Origin of the sequence: Brevibacillus sp. BC25, from assembly GCF_000282075.1 — a bacterium.
In the GTDB taxonomy this organism is placed as follows: Bacteria; Bacillota; Bacilli; order Brevibacillales; family Brevibacillaceae; genus Brevibacillus.
The window spans coordinates 1-17,262 of the sequence record NZ_AKIX01000003.1; the positions used below are offsets into that span (position 1 = coordinate 1).

Genomic DNA, 17,262 nt, shown 5'->3' on the forward strand with positions numbered 1-17,262 from the left:
AGTTATTGGCCAATAGCGGCGACTGCCGCACGTCGGAGCAGCCGCTTGCGGATCTCCGAATGTCTGTCTTTTCTTTATAGAATTTACAACTTAGAGACAACTGAAAGATACTTTTAACATATGACCGCTATATTCTATTAACTGTAACAAGGGGTTCATGCACAAACCAAAAACAAAAAATTTTAGGAGGCATTAATTATGAATAAGAAAAGTATTCTCGTTTTTTCAATGGCACTAACAATTGTAGGCGGTGCTACAGCAGCTGTATTTGCAAGCGAAAACGCGGTTAATTCTACTAAAAACAAGGTCGTAGCAGTGGCAAGCAAAGCAGGAAATGGCACAAATCAAACCAACACAAATCTTGTAGCCAAAGCAGCAAATGGAAAGATTAGTGATGAAGAAGCGGTAAAAATTGCAACCAAAGCGCTAAAAGACTATATGGGGCTTGACGCGAAATCATTTGGTGAGGCGCGTGTTAATAGAACGAACGCGCAAGAGGATTTTAAGTTCTTTATGGATTTATATTCAAAAGAAGATGCAGCTGTATTAAAAGAAAACGCCAAAAAAGATACTGCAAATGTTATCGTGGTACAGTTTGTTCGTGCTGAAGACTTAAATCAGACAATGGCCGCTTCTAATCGTATTGTCATAAATGAAAAAACAGGGGAAATTGTTTCTTTAACTGCTTTCACTAATGAAGATCGAAGCTCAGAGACAACCATCGATGATGCTAAAGTTAAAGCTGCGGTTATCAACTTTTTTGATAAACAACAGAAAAATGTTGACGAAAATACGATGAAGGTTAGTAAGACTGCTAGTTCCGGAACCGTACGTGTTCTTTGCAATCTGGAAGATGGAAGGGATGTCGATATGACAATTAGTCTGAAGAATTATTCAGTATCAAGTTATGATATTAATTATGATAGACTAATCACTCTACCTTCCGTAGAACAAGATTACCGTGAGAATTTCAGAGATTTGAAAGTGAACTAAAAATTATAAGATGGATAAGATGGAGTAAGTGCCCGAAATGGTACTTACTCCATCTAACCAGTTCCCCTCTCCTGACTAGGTCCTTTGAGTTGAATCGTATATAATAGAGCACATTTCACCGTACTCATCCTCGTCTATAAATGCCCCTTCAACAAGTCCCCGCTCCGACAAGAGGTACAATTCGTAACCAGCGATTTTGCTACTTCCGATTATCTTCGAGAAGAAGTGAATATTCTAAACCCATAAAACTAGCTACAGAGAGCTCTTCTTCGTTTATGACCTGAAATCGGTAATTAGCAGGAGACAATAGCGCCTGATTATCAGCTTCTGTCAAATTTTCTTTTAGCTTTAGCTGTTGTGAAATCGTATACCGATTCTCTTTACAGTGTTGTGCGTGAATATGATCGAGATAAGAAGCATGATAATTTTTGGCCAATGTAAAAAGCCCCGACACATAAATGCCGGAGCAGTCTTCTTCTCTTTTTCAAAGCTAGAAGCATTTCCTTTGCTCCTTTATTTTATTGTCTCGTAAACATTCAAAAATGCAGAAAAAGAAAAAATAATAAAGAGAGAAGCTTGAAAACTTAAAGCTTCTCCCTGCCTCCTATTATTTACCTGCGTTAGTCATCATCTGCATTTTCATTGGCAGTTGGAGTCAACAAGATAAACAATACGAAGATAATCAGGAACACAACAGCCCATCTAGAAAATGATTCTGTAGGTCCAGTTCCTAGTTCTCTTACTTCTTGAGGCGGATTAGTTGCAGCGTTTAATAGAGCTGTTGGGTCCGTTACATCAATAGTTGGAATATTAGGTGGCACTACATTTTGAAAGGCACCTGAGTTTAAAAATCCACCTTCATTTAAGGTCTCATTAGCAGCATTTACTAAAGCAAAAAAAACAGCCTCTTGATTGTTTTCATTTGCTATAAATTTTTGAAATCTTTTTTGTGTTTGCTTAAAATTTGGTTTTAGTTTTTTCTTTGACATGATTTTTACACCCCCTTTAGTTTGTTTCGATATATCGTATGTTTAAGAAAATAGCTTGGTCAATTATATAAACCTATTTATGATTGAGAGAAAAGCACAAATATTAACTATTAACCTTGCCGAAACAAGAGCTGATAAAGACAGAATACATTGGAAAATTTGTGAAAGCCGAATAGATCGAAAAGCGCTCCAGAAAGTCGGTTTTTTCCGCAGTCGAGTCCTTAACTGGCACCTTTAGAGGATCTGCCGGGTTCTTCTCCAATACTCCCAACTCGTGAACAGCGTAATGAAAAATGCTCTTCATCACGGACTGGTATTTCAGACAAGATCCGAGTGAATATTTTGGGTGGCCACTTTTGTCCGTTTGGTCCACATAATCCTGTATCCATCACGGAACAAAAAAAGCCCCACCCTATAGCACATTCATTAAGGGTGGGAGTGGGAAGCGTTACTCTGCCTACGGCTCACTCTTTAGGGATTCAATCCAATCAGCATGACAGGTATCGCATAATAGTTCATCGCGATCCTGCTTACCTTGGAAAAACGTGATTTGGCGGATGCTGTCGGTTTCACGTTCACAGTAATAACAGCGATATTTCCCCAATTCGTTTCCTCCTTGAAGAGTTTTCAAGAGTAACGATAAATATCTTCCCCATCTAAGTTGTTATCTAACACACTAAGTAATTTTCAAGTTAGCAAAAGCTCAATTATGAAAAATGGGGGATAAAAATGGAAACTTGATTAAACTTGAGTCTAACGTAATGCTTAATAGGGCACCTGACAAATGTGATCACAAATCTCGTGAGATCTCCACCGACGGCAACGATAGTAACACTCTTCATCCAATCGTACTCTTGGTCGTATATAGGGGAGACATATCGTTTCACAATCTTCTTGAGGCGGACTTACCCGTCTACATTCAGTCATACATTCGTCATAGATACTAGGAGGTTGACGAAATTCAGCCAATCGACCATTTACTTTCTTGAAAGACTTAGATTTTTTCTTTTTCAAAAAATATCACCGCCTTATATGGAGCTAAGACAGTGTACTAAGTGAATTATCCTTTTGACTGAACAGATGTTCTTGGTTAGCCAAATTGGACGTAATGGTTTCTGGACGGTCATCTTCGTGGGATGAGAGCCTTTTTGGATATCGATGTACAGGCTATAACCACAATCAGACATAGACTCAATTGGAATCAAGTCAATGAATCCGTTAAATTTGTTTACTACTGCCGTTACTCTATCAATTTGTGGCTTGGAAAAGGCCCTCGGAAAAACCGGGGGCTTTTTTGTGCGTGTTGAAACATGTACATTCGCTCCACACAATGATAAAATGTTCGTATATACAAGATAACACTGTCCAACATCAATGAAGTATGCCTACGAATCCGGGCATGCTTTTTTCGGGCGAGCACGAACCATTTCACAAAGATGCAGTTGCTCTTCTATGAGCAGGCAGCCGTAGAGGTTTTCATACTTTTTGGAGCGGGGTTGCACATATGATAGTGGTAAAGCAATTAATGGATCATTGCCACCGCTTTTTTGGGAGTCAAGGCGAGATGTATCAATCCGAGGATGCGGATATCCTGATTGCCGTCTATCCGGCTACGCGCAAGCGAGGGTGGTGGACGTATGCCACGCTTGAGCTGCACAAGACGGGGGCAACTGAGTACCTCATCTACTCCTATCAGTTTGAGCAAAGAATGATCACGCATTTGGCAAGAGTAGCGGCCCAGGTGATTCGTCAGTGGGAGAGCCAAACTACCCGTATGGAGTCTGGGAGCATCTTTTCGCTCGGGGATACAATCGTGGAAAAATCGGTTTTGAATCATATGGTACTGACCCCTGCCTATTATGAAGAGGCTGGACTTGAATATTATACAAACGGCAAGGACGTAATCAGGTTCATGATGCTTCATGCAATCGCGGATTCTGAAGCAAAGTTTTTGGAACAATATGGACTTATGGCATTACAGGAATGGTTAGCACACTCCGGTGTCGATTCCCTGAATGTTACGCGTACGCCTGCCATCTGAGAAGGGAGCGAGCGAAAATGTCAGCGATTCGCTTGAGAGTCACCGTAGTAGTGGAACACGAAGGGAAAGTCCTCCTCATCCGTGAACAGACACAACGAGGCATCTTTTACAACCTGCCAGGGGGAATCGTAGAATATTTAGAAGCGATTCCAGATGCGGCGAAAAGAGAAGTGATGGAGGAGACCGGACTCCTCGTGGAAATGGAGCGATTGATCTGGATAGACGATCGGATCGATCAAGAAGGAAACGGCAAACATACAGTCGGAGTGGGAGTTCTGGCGAAGCTCGTCGGTGAAGAGACAAACCCTACACCAGGTGGTATCGTCGATGAAGAAATCGAATGGGCTGGCTGGGTCACGCTAGAAGAGTGGAAACAACTGCCGAACGACCACAAAACACGCCCGGATCAAGTCAAGCAAGTATTATCCGATCCCACTTATCAACCGATGTACTTGGGAAATATGCTGAGCCAAGCAGAATAAAAACAAGAGACACCGCCCTTTTCCTAGTGGAGAGGAGCGGTGTTTTTTTACTTACGCTTTTTGCTGAATGGAAGCTTTTCTTCCTTTTGCGACAGCCAACACGACAATGACAGCTGAGAGAACAGCACCGAGTGTCAATGGCTCGGACAGGAGCAGCCAGGCTGCGATGATCGATAAAAAGGGTTGAAGGTATTGAATTTGACTGACCTTGGAGACGCCGCCGATTGCGAGTCCGTGATACCAGGCGAAAAAACCGAGAAACATACTGATTACGCTAATATAGCCAAAACCGATCCAGACAGGCCAAGTGGCTTGTTTTAATTCTGCGAGCAGAGGACCGGCGAGCGGAACGACGAGAAAAGGAAAGGCGAAGATCAATGACCAACTGATGACCTGCCAACCACCCATTGTCTTGGAGAGTTCACCGCCAACTGCGTATCCGATCGCCGCACTGATGACCGCCCCGAGCAAGGCGAGATCCGCCCATTGGAGGGCACCAAAGCCAGAACTGATCGCGTAGGCGATAATCGTTACACAAGCGATCGCACTAGAAATCCAATACTTTCGGAGGGGGCGCTCTCCTGAAAAAAATATCGCTGCGCCTGCCGTAGCCAATGGTAATAGTGCAATGATGACTGCGCCGTGGGTAGCAGGCACTCTCTCCATCGCCCAAGACGAGAAAAACGGGAAGCCCGCTACTACGCCAGCAGATACGAGCAACAGTTTCTTGGTCTCTTGCCAGGTAGGAAACGGTACTCGTTTGATGCTGAGCACCAAAGCTGCCAGTACTGCTGCGATCAACGCTCGTCCCAACCCTGCCGAGAGGGGAGAGAGCACGGTAACAACCACCTTCGTTACAGGCAAGGTCAAGCTGAAGCTAAGCACCCCGATGAAGCCATACAGCAAGCCCATTTTCTCTGTATGCAGCAGTTCAGGAGTGGTTGACTGTTCTTTTTGTACGTCTTGCTTCTTGATCGGAAGCTGTCCGCTCATCCGAATCCCATCCTTTATCGAATAAAAGTTTCTGTTGTTCCATCTTAGAGGCGAACGATCATGAAAGGTAGAGCCAATTGGCAGCAGGAGCAGTAAGCCAATTTGTCGAAAGTGAGGAAAACAGCAAGTGTGGAGGACGGATCAGGATGGAATGGAAGCCGGACAAAGACGAGGGAGCTCCGATCTATATGCAAATCGCCAAAGAGCTGGAACGACAGATTGTGCTAGGAGTGCTGCCCCCGGGTACATCTTTGCCGCCGGAAAGAGTGTTGGCACGGCGCTTTGGCGTCAATCGTGGGACGGTATCGGCAGCGTATGAGGAATTGCGGGCCAAAGGTATTTTACAATCGTGGCAAGGGAGCGGTACTTGGGTCAGTCGTGATCTGTGGGGCGTCAAACAAATGCCAAACTGGTATACCTACACGAATGGGGGAGCTTTTTTGCCAGCCTATCCACTCGCGAAACGAATTCAGGATGCGTGCTTCGATTCCTCGATCATTAATTTGGCAAAGGCAGAATTGGCAACGACGATGATCCCGTCATTCATCCCAACGGTGCCGGGGGAAGAGAACGAGATCAAGCTTGAGCTGGGCTACGCGCATCCAAAGGGGGAGCCGCGTCTGCGTGAGGCACTGGCTGTGCATTTGCACGAAAACTACGGCATTCACGCTTCTCCCGACGAAATTTTGGTGACGTCAGGAGCGCAGCAGGCACTGCATCTCATTACACTATGTCTCTTGAATCCTGGAGATGCAATCGCAATGGAAGGACCCTCTTATTCGTATTCTCTTCCCTTATTCAGTTCAGCTGGCCTGCGTTTATTTCGCTTGCCGATGGATGAGGATGGTATTGTACCTGAGGCTGTCTACGCCTTGCATCGGGAGCATCGCATTCGCATGGTTTTCGCGAACCCGACCTATCATAATCCAAGCGGGACGATTTTAAGCGAGGCACGACGAGCCCAGTTGCTCGATATTTGCCAGGAGCTACGCTTGCCACTTGTGGAGGACGACGCTTACGGTGCATTGACACTGGCTGGAAGCCCTAAACCTCCCAAGCCGATCAAAGCCATCGACAAGACAGGTGCTGTTCTGTATGTCGGGAGCCTTTCGAAAACGATTGCGCCAGGCTTGCGGATTGGTTGGCTGGTAGGACCAAGATCAGTCGTAGAAAGACTAGCCGATGCCAAGCAGCAAATGGACTTTGGAACGAGCAGCGTATCCCAGCAATTCGCCCGGCAATTTGTTGAGCGAGAGAGCTGGAACAATCAGCAGGAGCGTATGTCTCGTTACTTATTGGCCCAGCAACAAACGATGGTACGCGCTATGCACAATCATCTCTCCGATTACGCAGTATGGAATGAGCCGGGTGGCAGCTATCATATTTGGTGTCGGTTGCTTGCTCCCAGGGACGAAAAGGAATTGCTGGATGATGCGATCAGAGAGGGCGTCGTATTTACACCTGGTAGCGTCTATGGAGCAGAAGCGGGCTGGCTGCGATTGACCTATTCGTGGGAGTGTCCGGCGAATATCGAGGAAGGAATTCGTCGTATTCAAAGAGTCCTTCAGCGGAAAAAGCGATAAGAAAAGGGATTATTTCCTTATTTATGAAACTAATTCCCATCTCACTCGTATGCACTATAGAGGCAATTTTAGAAAGGGGGGACAGTCGTGGACGTACTTGAAACCGTCTACATGGTCTGCCTTGTACTTGGTCTAATCTACACGGTCATCTCGCTGGTGTTTGGCGATACGCTCTCAGATTGGCTGGGACATCTGCATCTGCCTTTTGCACAGCCCATTTTGTTGGTCAGCGGCATGACTGCCTTTGGCGGAGCGGGGTATTTGCTATCTCGTTACACTTCGCTTGGTACGCTTGTCGTGTTGATGTTGGCTGCTGTCATTGGCATCGCTTTGGCTCTTGTCTCGTACTTCCTGTGGGTAAAGCCTATGAGCCATGCGGAAAATTCCACGAGCTATTCCATGAGTCAACTAGGAGGAAAGCTGGGGGAAGTCGGGACGACGATCCCTGCAGAAGGACTGGGAGAAGTGCTGCTGCCAATGATTAGTGGAACTACTTACCATATGGCGGCGAGTCTTGAGGGCGGGATTATCCCGCAAGGAACCCGTGTCGTCGTGGTCGAGGTGCGTGACCATGTCTTGTATGTGATCCCCTTTTACACTGAATCTGGCGAAGGAGATGAGAAATGATGGTAGATCCCGGTATTTTGACGATAGTAGGTGTTGTCGTCGGAGTCTTTCTCGTTTTGGGCATTGCCTTTTGGGCCCGTTACAAAACAGTGGGTGCAGATGAAGCTATGATCGTAACGGGTAGCTATCTCGGCTCGAAAAACGTACTCAGTGACGAATCAGGACGTAAGATGAAGATCGTCCGCGGAGGCGGCGCATTTATCCTCCCTATTTTTCAACAAGCAAACTTTCTGAGTCTTCTGTCTCATAAGCTGGACGTATCGACGCCAGAGGTATATACCGAGCAGGGCGTTCCTGTCATGGCAGATGGCGTAGCGATCATCAAGGTAGGCGGTTCAATTGAAGATATCGCGACCGCATCCGAGCAATTTATGGGCAAGAGTGACGAGGCACTGCGCGGAGAAGCACAGGAAGTACTCGAAGGCTATTTGCGGGCAATCCTCGGCAGTATGACGGTAGAGGAAATTTACAAGAACCGTGAGCGATTCGCACAAGAGGTGCAATCGGTAGCGACAAAGGATTTGAAGAAAATGGGGCTGTCTGTTGTCAGCTTCACGATCAAGGATGTCCGGGACAAAAACGGCTATTTAGCTGCCCTTGGAATACCGCAGATCGCTGCAGTGAAGCGCGATGCGACTATCTCGCAGGCTGATGCGGACAAAGAAGCGCGGATCAAGCAGGCGCAGGCAGAGGAAGAGGCCCGCAAGGCTGAGCTGCTGAAGGAAACGAACATTGCCGAAGCAGAAAAGGAAAAAGAGCTGAAGGTAGCGGCGTTTAAGCAAGAGCAGGACAAAGCGAAGGCGAGCGCAGACCAAGCCTACAAGCTGCAAGAAGCTGTCGCCAAGCAGCAGGTTACAGAAGAAGAGATGAAGGTCGATCTCGTCCGCAAGCAGAAGGAAATCGAGCTGGAGGAAAAAGAAATTCTTCGCCGCGAAAAGCAGTATGATGCGGAAGTGAAGAAAAAGGCCGACGCAGACCGCTACTCTGTGGAACAGGCGGCAGAAGCGGAAAAAGCGAAGAAGCTGAGAGAAGCAGACGCGATCAAGTACCGCATTGAAGCGGAAGCAAAAGCAAATGCTGAGCAGAAGCGTCTGGAAGGTTTGGCGATTGCCGAGGCTGAAAAAGCACGTGGTAGCGCTGAGGCAGAAGTCACGCGCCTCAAGCTTGAAGCCGAGGCAGAAGGGAAAGAGAAGCTGGCTGAAGCATTTGAAAAATTCGGTCACGCGGCTGTACTCGATATTATTGCGAAAATGCTCCCTGAGCTGGCTGAGAAAATTGCCGAGCCAATAAAGGCAATCGATAAGGTAACGATCGTGGATGCAGGAGGCGGTCAGGGAGATGGCGTCAACCGTCTGAGCGGGAATGTTACGAAGCTGATGGCCCAGCTGCCTGAGATGCTGAAAGACGTGTCCGGTTTGGATATGAATAAGATGATCTCGGACTTTATGCAAAAGGGTGGTACCGTACCCACACAGCAACAGCCTGTACCCGTAAAAGTTCAAGTAGAGACGGATTCTATTTTGGAGAACGAAAACAAATAATCAAATCGATCAGAAGAGAAGTGCCCCTTTAATAACGAGGGGCACTTTTTCATGGGAAGAAAATCAAGGATAGTCTACCTGCTTCGCACGTCCATATCCTCTCAACAATTCGCTGACCGTTACGAATTTATACCCTCTATTTTTCAGTTCAGGCAATATTTGTTCGAGAGCTTGAACGGTCTGTCTGCGATTGCCTCCATAATCGTGAAATAGCACGATGTCTCCATTCCGAGCGTTGTTCAAAACCTTGTTGACGATTTTTTTTACACCGGGATCGCTCCAATCACGTGTGTCTTGATGCCACGACCACATGATCACGAGAAAACCGGCTTGCTTGGCTGTATCGACGACTTTCTCGTCATAATACCCTCCCGGAGGACGAAAGAGGGTGGGACGAACCCCTGTTGCTGAATAAATCGTCTCCTGCGTTTTTTGCACCTCTTCTAACAGTCGATTCCCTGACAGCTTTCGAATATCTGGATGACTGTAAGTGTGATTGGCAATTTCATGTTGATGATTCACGAGAGATTTGACGATTTCCGGGTACTGGCTCACACGATTGCCAACGACAAAAAAGGTAGATTTCGCTTGATATTGCTTCAGCAGCGCTGCGATCTGAGGAGTGTATACCTGATCAGGGCCATCGTCAAAGGTAAGGGCAATCACCTTGCTCTCTGTCGGCACTTCCCAAACGATATCTCCTCTTGTTTCGTAATACTCACGATTTTTTTCCCGGATGGCATTGGCTGTCTCGCTGAAGGAAGGGGCAAGAATAACAGCTAGCAAAAGTGGGAGAAAGAGGATATGCTTTTTCATTCGTTCACCTCGTCACCAGAGACTTTCCTGCTAGGTAGCTGTACATAATGATGTACTCCCCGTTACTATGCGACAAATCTTGATGATTATTCCTGTGTGTCCTTGCGGAAAAGACACTTGTTCTTTTTGTGTGGATAAATTAAGCTAGTAAAAGCAGAAAACGTGAGAGTTAGATGGAGGAATCAATCATGAAGGTAGCAAAATTTGGGGGAACATCACTGGCGAATGCCGAGCAAATAAAAAAAGTATGCCAAATTGTTTTGGCGGATCGGGACAGACGATTCATTGTTGTATCGGCACCTGGGAAACGGCACAAGGAAGACACGAAGGTTACTGATTTGTTAATCGCCTATGCTGAGCGATTTTTGGCTGGGGAGCCTACAGCGGAAGCGAAACAAGCAATATTCTTGCGCTATCAGGAGATTGTGGCAGGTCTCGGGCTTTCTGCCGAGATTGGTCAAGCGATTGAAGAGGAGCTCGGGGAGGTTCTCGCAAACAAGGCGGGCTTGTCCAAGGAAAGATTCATGGATGCGGTCAAAGCTGCGGGAGAGGATACATGCGCCAAAGTTGTCGCTCGTTATTTGCAGAGCTTGGGCGAGGTGGCGACCTACATCAATCCAAAGGATGCAGGAATGCTGGTTACGGACGAAGCAAGCCATGCTCATATCCTCCCTGAAGCGTATGCCAAATTGGCGACATTGCGAGAGCGGGAGGGAATTGTCATTTTCCCTGGCTTCTTCGGCTATTCACGTTCCGGTGATCTGGTTACTTTTTCGCGCGGTGGCTCGGATATTACGGGATCGATTTTGGCTGCGGCGGTTCAGGCAGAGGTCTACGAGAATTTTACCGATGTCGATTCTGTATATGTGGTCAATCCGAACCTGATTGCCGATCCGAAAAAGGTGACAGAGATTACGTACCGAGAGATGAGGGAGCTGTCCTATTCCGGTTTTAGTGTGTTCCATGAGGAAGCGTTGATTCCCGCGTATCAAGCAGATATTCCCGTATGCATTAAGAATACGAACAATCCGTCTGCGCCTGGTACGATGATTGTGGCCGAGAGAGGATCTGCTACAAACAGAGTGTCGGGGATCGCAAGCGACGGCGGCTTTTGCAGCATTTACGTCAGCAAGTATTTGATGAACCGCGAAATTGGTTTTGGTCGCAAGCTGCTGCAAATTCTGGAGGAGGAAGAGCTTTCGTACGAGCATACTCCATCTGGAATTGATAACATTTCTGTCATTCTGCGAGAGCGCGATCTCACGGAAGAGAAGGAACAGCGGATTGTGGAACGCATCCGCCAAGAGCTGTTCGCTGATGATGTCGCTGTTCAGCATAGTCTTGCACTCGTCATGATTGTCGGGGAGGGTATGCGTCAGTCTGTGGGGACAACAGCGAGAGCCACTGCTGCGTTGGCTGCTACGAAAATCAATCTGGAAATGATCAATCAGGGGTCATCGGAAGTAAGCATGATGTTCGGGGTAAAAGCCGAAGAAGCAGATCGTGCTGTGATTGCTTTGTATCAAGAGTTTTTTGGAGCCGAAGAACCAGTAGATTCCTCATCGTCCCAAGCCTCTTCTGTTAGTGTGTAGTCGCGTACTTCAAATGAGCCGCTATTTCCATCCTGTACCCATTGATAGACACACCATTCTGGCTGTGCGGCTGCGAGTCCTACAATCCAATAGCTGAGCGTGGGATAATGCCAGCCAGCTATGTCGTGTATAGAAGGGATTGGCGGCGTATGAGGGTGTGTATGCAAGACACCCAACCATTGAAGATTGTGCTTGCGGATGTGCTGCAAGGCTTGAAGAAACGTTTGCCCATCCCAAGCGAAAACGTGCTTGTCGGGTGAGACGGGCATCGGCACACAGGCCGTAATTGTTGCTCCACGACCTGCGAGCAAAGCAGAATACTCATAAGGAAACGCCTCTTGTGCTTCGGCCAAGAGGCGTTTCGCTACTTTTTTCGTCAGGAATATTTTGTTATCCTTAATCGCAAAGGGTTCACCCAACCAAGCAGGATTTTTCATTCGGCTTCCGTCCTTCTTCTCTATTCGGCCATGTTTGGAGGTTAGCATTCGATGACTACGATACAAGTGGGAGTTTGCGGCTGGGGCGATCAGCACGAATTGTACGTTCAAGGTGTACGCAATCGAGACAAGCTGTCCGTATATGCCAGCCACTTTCCAATTGTAGAGGTGGATAGTTCTTTTTACGCTATTTTACCACAGCGAAATTACGAATCGTGGGTGAAGGATACACCTGAACGATTTGGTTTTATCGTCAAGCCTCATCAAGGGATGACGGGGCATCAACGGGGGGACGCTTCGGGAAGCAGACGGGAGTTGTTTCGTCAGTTCGAAGAGAGCATTCAGCCAGTCGTGGAGGCTGGCAAGCTCAAAGCGTTGTTGTTTCAGTTTCCACCGTGGTTCGATTGTACCCGAGAGCATGTCCAGTATGTGACCGCTTGTCGCCAAGCCATGCAGGCGTATCCGTTTGCGGTGGAGTTTCGCCATCAAAGCTGGTTTGAATCACGGTATTCGGAGCGAACGCTGGATTTCTTGCACAAGATCGAAGCAACACATGTCGTGTGTGATGAACCACAAGTCGGAAAAGGCTCGGTTCCGATTGTTCCTGCCGTGACGAAGTCATCCTTGGCGTTGGTCCGCTTTCATGGGCGCAACAAAGCGGGATGGCGAGATCCCGGAGAGGGACAAAATTGGCGGGATGTCCGTTATTTATATCGATACAGTGAGACAGAGCTTGCAGAGTGGGTTGAACACATCAGACTGCTCGAACGGGAAGCGGATGAAGTCTGCATTTTGTTCAACAATAACTCTGGAGGAGATGCAGCAGCGAATGCGAAGCAGTTTTCGGAGATGCTTGGCCTTGCACCTACTGGTCTGAATCCTCGTCAGATGGACCTGTTCTCCACGTAGCAAGAAAGAAGGGGAGTTCATGCTTGTAGCAATTGCCATCTTGTTTGTCATCATCGGAGTCGTGGCTGGCGTCATTGGCAGCATCGCGGGTCTGGGTGGTGGGATTTTTTTCGTGCCTGCTCTGCTGTATTTTGCGAACTGGTACATACCTGGATCGATGAACCCGCAAGTAGCAGCGGCGACTTCGCTGATCGTGATCGCGGTAACCGCCCTTTCTTCCTCGCTTTCTTATCTCAAGCAAAACAAAGTAGATAAGCAGAGTGCCCTGCTCTTTTTTATCGGGAGTGCACCAGGTGCTATTGTGGGCGTGTATCTTAATACATTACTAGCAGTGGAGGGCTTTTCGCTGCTGTTTGGCTTGTTTCAGCTCTGCATGTTCATCGTATTGATGGTCAAAGACAAAATCAAGCCACGCAGCATCGAGTGGGAAGTCCAACGCCACTTCATCGACAACGAAGGAAATGAATATGTGTACGGGTATAGCAAATGGTCCGTAATTACGATTGCCTTCTTTGTAGGGATTACCTCGTCGCTATTTGGCGTGGGTGGCGGAATCCTGATGGTTCCAGCTATGATGATTCTGTTTCGCTTTCCGCCACACATTGCTACGGCTACGTCCATGCTAGTCATCTTTTTATCAGCGGTGGTTGGATCAATCACGAATATCTTCCACGACAACGTACACTGGCTGTATGCAGCGATGCTCGCGCCAGGAGCTTGGGCTGGCGGAAAGGTCGGAGCGATTATTGCCAGTAAAATGAAGGGGCGCACCATCGTGCTGTTCTTGCGTGTTCTGATATTGGGAATTGCCATACAAATGATCGGAGAAGCGATTTTTGGATAATCAGACGAGAGGGAGGGGAAAGTCGTGGCTGACACCTGTACCTTACATATTTTGCACACGAATGATTTGCACAGCCATTTTGATACGATGCCGCGAATTGCAACCTGCCTGAGCATGAACCGAGAAGAGTGGGAGAGCAGGGGAGAGCATGTGCTGACGGTCGATATTGGGGACCATATGGATCGCATGGATATCCGATCAGAAGCGAGTTTTGGGAAAACAAACGTCGAGATCATGAACAGAAGCGGGATTCAATACGCGACGATCGGAAACAACGAAGGCATCACACTCCCAAAAGACAAGCTGAATGAACTGTACACAGATGCGCGCTTCACGATCATTACGGGCAATCTGTTTGAACCGACAACTAATTCTGTCCCGTCTTGGGCCGTACCATACACCATTCATACCGTAGGCGAGCTGCGGCTGGCGATCTTGGGAATGACGATTCCCTTTGGCCCCGCTTATCAAAGTATGGGATGGGAGATCAAGGAACCGATCCCGATTTTGCGTGAGCAGATTGCGCTGCTTCGCTCGTCTGTGGATGTTGTCATTTTGCTTTCGCATCTCGGCTATCAGACAGACTGTGTGCTGGCAAAGGAAGTCGATGGGCTGGATATCATTTTGGGCGGACACTCTCACCGGACGCTGCCTCATGGAGAACGCTTAGGCGGTACCTTAATCACACAAGCGGGACGATTTGGCGAGTATGTCGGTCATGTAGAGCTCGTCTGGGATAGGACTCATAATGGCATCAAAGACGTGCGCGCAGAGCTTTTTCAGACAGAACAGTATCAGGCAGACGAATCGTTGAGCCTGTTTATTGAGAGTGAAAAAGTATGGGCAGAGAATCGTTTGTTTCAGCCGATTGTTCAACTGGAGCAAGACATGCACATAGGCTGGACGGAGGAGACCCCCTATGGTTCCTTCATTGCAGCAAGTATTCGCAAATGGACGGGTGCTGAGATTGGCATGGCCAATGGAGGGCTGTTGCTTGCTGATTTGCCGCGGGGCAGCTTGTCTTTTGCCGATCTGTTGCACAGTATTCCCCATCCGATCAATGCCTGCGCGGTCACGATTACAGGCGCGCAGCTCACCACTATTCTGGAGCAAGCCATTCAACCGGAAATGGTTCATCGAGAGCTGCGAGGGTACGGTTTTCGCGGCAAAATAGAAGGCTGGATGTGTGTGGACGGATTGCACATTCGCTACAGTGAAGATGACCAACCGCAAATTATCCAGATTGAAGTCAACGGGCAACCACTTGATCGCGAGCGTCTGTATCGAGTCGGGACGATCGACATGTTTATGTACAATCGCATGTTTCCCGATTTGCTGCTCGGCAGTGAGGTTACGTTTTTCTTGCCAGAGATGCTGCGTGAAGTGCTCGCCAACACATTAAAGGACCAACAGATGCTGCAAAATGCGTTTCTTCCACGTTGGGAAAAGATATCGTCAACGTCAAAAAACCAATCGTAGAGACCAGTTTTTCGGGAATGCTATCGAAAAACGGGAGGAGACGAGCGATGCGCTTCATTGATGAAGTATACGAGCTGTACAGAGGACATTTTAATGGCGATGAAGAGGATATTACAGCAGTTGTCGTCGGCATTCTCGCGGAGCAGTCTCGGGATGATTTGCTGGACTTGGTCGAGGAAATGGACGAGGAAGAGCTGTTTCACATGCTCGCGACGTATATGATTGAAGTCATGAAACGAAAAGTCGCGATGGAGGATGAGCATTTTCCGACAAGCGTCATGCATTAAAATAAGATCAAGTTCAAAAAGTTAGCTTTTCAGGACTACATCGTGATCAAAAGATAACTTTTTGAACTACCTTATGGAGACCTCACATTTTTCTTCTGAGCGTCATAGGATGGTAACGCTAACAGACAGGAGAGAAAAAGGAGGAATCTTGATGGTCGAGGTAGTGCCAATCCACTTTCCAGAGGGGACGGCAATTGCTGTCACCGTTCGTTTGCCCAAGACGACGCTATTGGCTGTAACGACCGATCATGGCTACATCATGTGTGGAGCACTGGATGTGGGGCTCTTAAACGAGAGGTTAGCAGCAAGGGAAATTCTTGCCGGTCGTGCGGTTGGGGTCAAGACCATACAGGAATTGCTGGATGCGCCGCTGGAGTCTGTGACGACGACAGCGGAGGAGAAGGGGATTACTGCTGGCATGATTGGTCGGGATGCTGTCGTGAAAATGCTGTAAACAACAAATGGTTTGCCTATAGAAAAAACCTTTGTCCCATGACAAAGGTTTTGTAGTTTTCTCGGGACTTGTTTACCAACGGGCTGATTGTTCTTCACAGATTCCGATCTTGCTTTGCACCGCAATCGTTTTTCCATCAGGTGTTGAGAGCGTCCCGTCATAACGGCCGATTACTTGATGCAGAGTGGTCCGCACCAATGCAAAATTTTTGTGCTCGGTTCGAGCAAAGAGCGGCGTAAAGGTGAGGCGTACCGCAGAAGATTCTTCACTCGCGAGCGTCCAAGGGAGCATCCGGTTGTCAGGATCGTAGGAAAAACGAATTTGTTCACTCAGCTTGTAGAGGACGCCATCGATCATCAAGGCATTTTCCGTCATACCCGTTCCGTCCGTCCAGCCTCTACCAAAGTTAAAGCCTGCGACACCCTCCTCGTGACGGAAAGAGCAGGTCGTCCAGTTCCAACGAGTGTGATACGGCCAAACGCCACGTCCAAAATCCAGACTGGCAAAGGCATTCTGCCGATCAAGCAAATAGGTTTTCCCGTTATAGGCAATGGTGCCGTGCACAGGCCGGGCCGTTTGCTTCGATGTGAACTGAAAGCGCTCCGCACTCCACGGAATCACGACATTTAAGGACTCGGATGGCGGATCAATCACGATGGCGAGCGAGAGAGTTTTATTACCGGGACAAATGGCAGATGCTTCTACGCTCGTTCCGCTAGCTCCTGGTTGAAAGGAGACAGAGAGCTTGCGACTCGCAAAATGGCAAGGCTCATCTACGGTTGAACCCAGTCGAATCCCTGCACCAAAAGGAACCGTTACGGCATTGTCAGCGGTTTCCCCTGTCGCTAGATCAATAAAATGGACAAAGACAATGCCAGCGTAATCCAGATTGACCATCGCAATCGACATCGCACATTCAGGCGCGGTGATAAACCAAAAATTCCATTTTTTCCGGCGAAGCCAATGTCCGCTAAATTGGCAGTCATGCAACGGATAACGGGACCAGCCAATCGCTTCCGGAAGCAAGCGGCCATCCTGATCACATAATGAAAGAGGCTGCGTCAATTCTTTTTCGATAAGCGACATACGATCATCTCCCTTACAAACAAGGATTCTTCCAGACAAACTCGTCTCCAGTGTCTTTCCTCGTAGACATAAAAAGAAAATCTAGAAAAAATTTCATGTAGAATCAAGT

The 17,262-nt window shown here is 47.7% G+C and carries 17 protein-coding genes; 12 read left to right on the forward strand and 5 right to left on the reverse strand.

What is annotated here, in order from left to right; translation table 11 throughout:
- The first annotated feature begins 198 nt into the window (after positions 1-198).
- A complete protein-coding gene (locus tag PMI05_RS00040) occupies positions 199-993 on the forward strand; it encodes a hypothetical protein (RefSeq protein WP_007715584.1) in 795 nt (264 codons plus the stop codon).
- Between the two features lie 620 nt (positions 994-1,613).
- Here the strand turns inward: PMI05_RS00040 and PMI05_RS00050 are convergent.
- Positions 1,614-1,982, reverse strand: coding sequence for a hypothetical protein (locus PMI05_RS00050; RefSeq protein ID WP_007715586.1), 369 nt, complete (start codon positions 1,980-1,982; stop codon positions 1,614-1,616).
- A 1,504-nt stretch (positions 1,983-3,486) separates the two neighbouring features.
- On the opposite strand from PMI05_RS00050, the gene PMI05_RS00060 reads away from it, so the two are divergent.
- Together PMI05_RS00060 and PMI05_RS00065 are read left to right on the forward strand one after the other, a co-directional pair.
- Complete coding sequence (locus PMI05_RS00060) at positions 3,487-4,023, forward strand: suppressor of fused domain protein (protein ID WP_039959865.1); 537 nt, start codon at positions 3,487-3,489, stop codon at positions 4,021-4,023.
- A 17-nt stretch (positions 4,024-4,040) separates the two neighbouring features.
- A complete protein-coding gene (locus PMI05_RS00065; RefSeq protein WP_007715608.1) occupies positions 4,041-4,505 on the forward strand; it encodes an NUDIX domain-containing protein in 465 nt (154 codons plus the stop codon).
- Positions 4,506-4,556: 51 nt separating this feature from the next.
- Here PMI05_RS00065 and PMI05_RS00070 read toward each other — a convergent pair whose 3' ends face one another.
- Positions 4,557-5,498, reverse strand: coding sequence for a DMT family transporter (locus tag PMI05_RS00070; RefSeq protein ID WP_007715610.1), 942 nt, complete (start codon positions 5,496-5,498; stop codon positions 4,557-4,559).
- Positions 5,499-5,644: 146 nt separating this feature from the next.
- Here PMI05_RS00070 and PMI05_RS00075 point away from each other — a divergent pair, with 146 nt between their 5' ends.
- The 3 genes from PMI05_RS00075 to PMI05_RS00085 all read left to right on the forward strand — a co-directional run bounded on the left by PMI05_RS00075 (position 5,645) and on the right by PMI05_RS00085 (position 9,249).
- Positions 5,645-7,081 carry a PLP-dependent aminotransferase family protein gene (locus PMI05_RS00075; RefSeq protein ID WP_007715614.1) on the forward strand — a complete coding sequence of 479 codons (1,437 nt, stop codon included), beginning with the start codon at positions 5,645-5,647 and terminating at the stop codon, positions 7,079-7,081.
- 87 nt (positions 7,082-7,168) lie between these two features.
- On the forward strand, positions 7,169-7,708 hold the full coding sequence (locus tag PMI05_RS00080) for an NfeD family protein (RefSeq protein ID WP_007715617.1): 540 nt from the start codon (positions 7,169-7,171) through the stop codon (positions 7,706-7,708).
- Positions 7,708-9,249, forward strand: coding sequence for a flotillin family protein (locus tag PMI05_RS00085; protein ID WP_039959883.1), 1,542 nt, complete (start codon positions 7,708-7,710; stop codon positions 9,247-9,249). Before PMI05_RS00080 ends, PMI05_RS00085 begins: the two co-directional genes overlap by 1 nt.
- Positions 9,250-9,312: 63 nt before the next feature.
- Here PMI05_RS00085 and PMI05_RS00090 read toward each other — a convergent pair whose 3' ends face one another.
- Positions 9,313-10,065: a polysaccharide deacetylase family protein gene (locus tag PMI05_RS00090; protein ID WP_007715623.1), complete on the reverse strand. Its 753-nt coding sequence runs from the start codon at positions 10,063-10,065 to the stop codon at positions 9,313-9,315.
- Between the two features lie 188 nt (positions 10,066-10,253).
- Here PMI05_RS00090 and PMI05_RS00095 point away from each other — a divergent pair, with 188 nt between their 5' ends.
- Positions 10,254-11,657: an aspartate kinase gene (locus PMI05_RS00095; protein ID WP_007715626.1), complete on the forward strand. Its 1,404-nt coding sequence runs from the start codon at positions 10,254-10,256 to the stop codon at positions 11,655-11,657.
- Here the strand turns inward: PMI05_RS00095 and PMI05_RS00100 are convergent.
- Positions 11,588-12,094: a M67 family metallopeptidase gene (locus PMI05_RS00100; protein WP_007715634.1), complete on the reverse strand. Its 507-nt coding sequence runs from the start codon at positions 12,092-12,094 to the stop codon at positions 11,588-11,590. The two genes, PMI05_RS00095 and PMI05_RS00100, sit on opposite strands and share 70 nt — an antisense overlap.
- Positions 12,095-12,145: 51 nt before the next feature.
- On the opposite strand from PMI05_RS00100, the gene PMI05_RS00105 reads away from it, so the two are divergent.
- The 5 genes from PMI05_RS00105 to PMI05_RS00125 all read left to right on the forward strand — a co-directional run bounded on the left by PMI05_RS00105 (position 12,146) and on the right by PMI05_RS00125 (position 16,067).
- Positions 12,146-13,003, forward strand: coding sequence for a DUF72 domain-containing protein (locus tag PMI05_RS00105; protein ID WP_007715636.1), 858 nt, complete (start codon positions 12,146-12,148; stop codon positions 13,001-13,003).
- Positions 13,004-13,022: 19 nt separating this feature from the next.
- On the forward strand, positions 13,023-13,847 hold the full coding sequence (locus tag PMI05_RS00110; protein WP_007715638.1) for a sulfite exporter TauE/SafE family protein: 825 nt from the start codon (positions 13,023-13,025) through the stop codon (positions 13,845-13,847).
- A gap of 24 nt (positions 13,848-13,871) precedes the next feature.
- Positions 13,872-15,326, forward strand: coding sequence for a bifunctional UDP-sugar hydrolase/5'-nucleotidase (locus tag PMI05_RS00115; protein ID WP_007715643.1), 1,455 nt, complete (start codon positions 13,872-13,874; stop codon positions 15,324-15,326).
- A gap of 47 nt (positions 15,327-15,373) precedes the next feature.
- A complete protein-coding gene (locus tag PMI05_RS00120) occupies positions 15,374-15,613 on the forward strand; it encodes a DUF6154 family protein (RefSeq protein WP_007715645.1) in 240 nt (79 codons plus the stop codon).
- A 151-nt stretch (positions 15,614-15,764) separates the two neighbouring features.
- Positions 15,765-16,067, forward strand: a complete 303-nt coding sequence (locus PMI05_RS00125) for a YunC family protein (protein ID WP_007715663.1) — start codon at positions 15,765-15,767, stop codon at positions 16,065-16,067.
- Between the two features lie 72 nt (positions 16,068-16,139).
- Here PMI05_RS00125 and PMI05_RS00130 read toward each other — a convergent pair whose 3' ends face one another.
- Positions 16,140-17,153 (reverse strand): DUF2804 domain-containing protein, encoded by a 1,014-nt coding sequence (locus tag PMI05_RS00130; RefSeq protein ID WP_007715666.1) that lies wholly within the window; start codon positions 17,151-17,153, stop codon positions 16,140-16,142.
- Between the last annotated feature and the right edge of the window lie 109 nt (positions 17,154-17,262).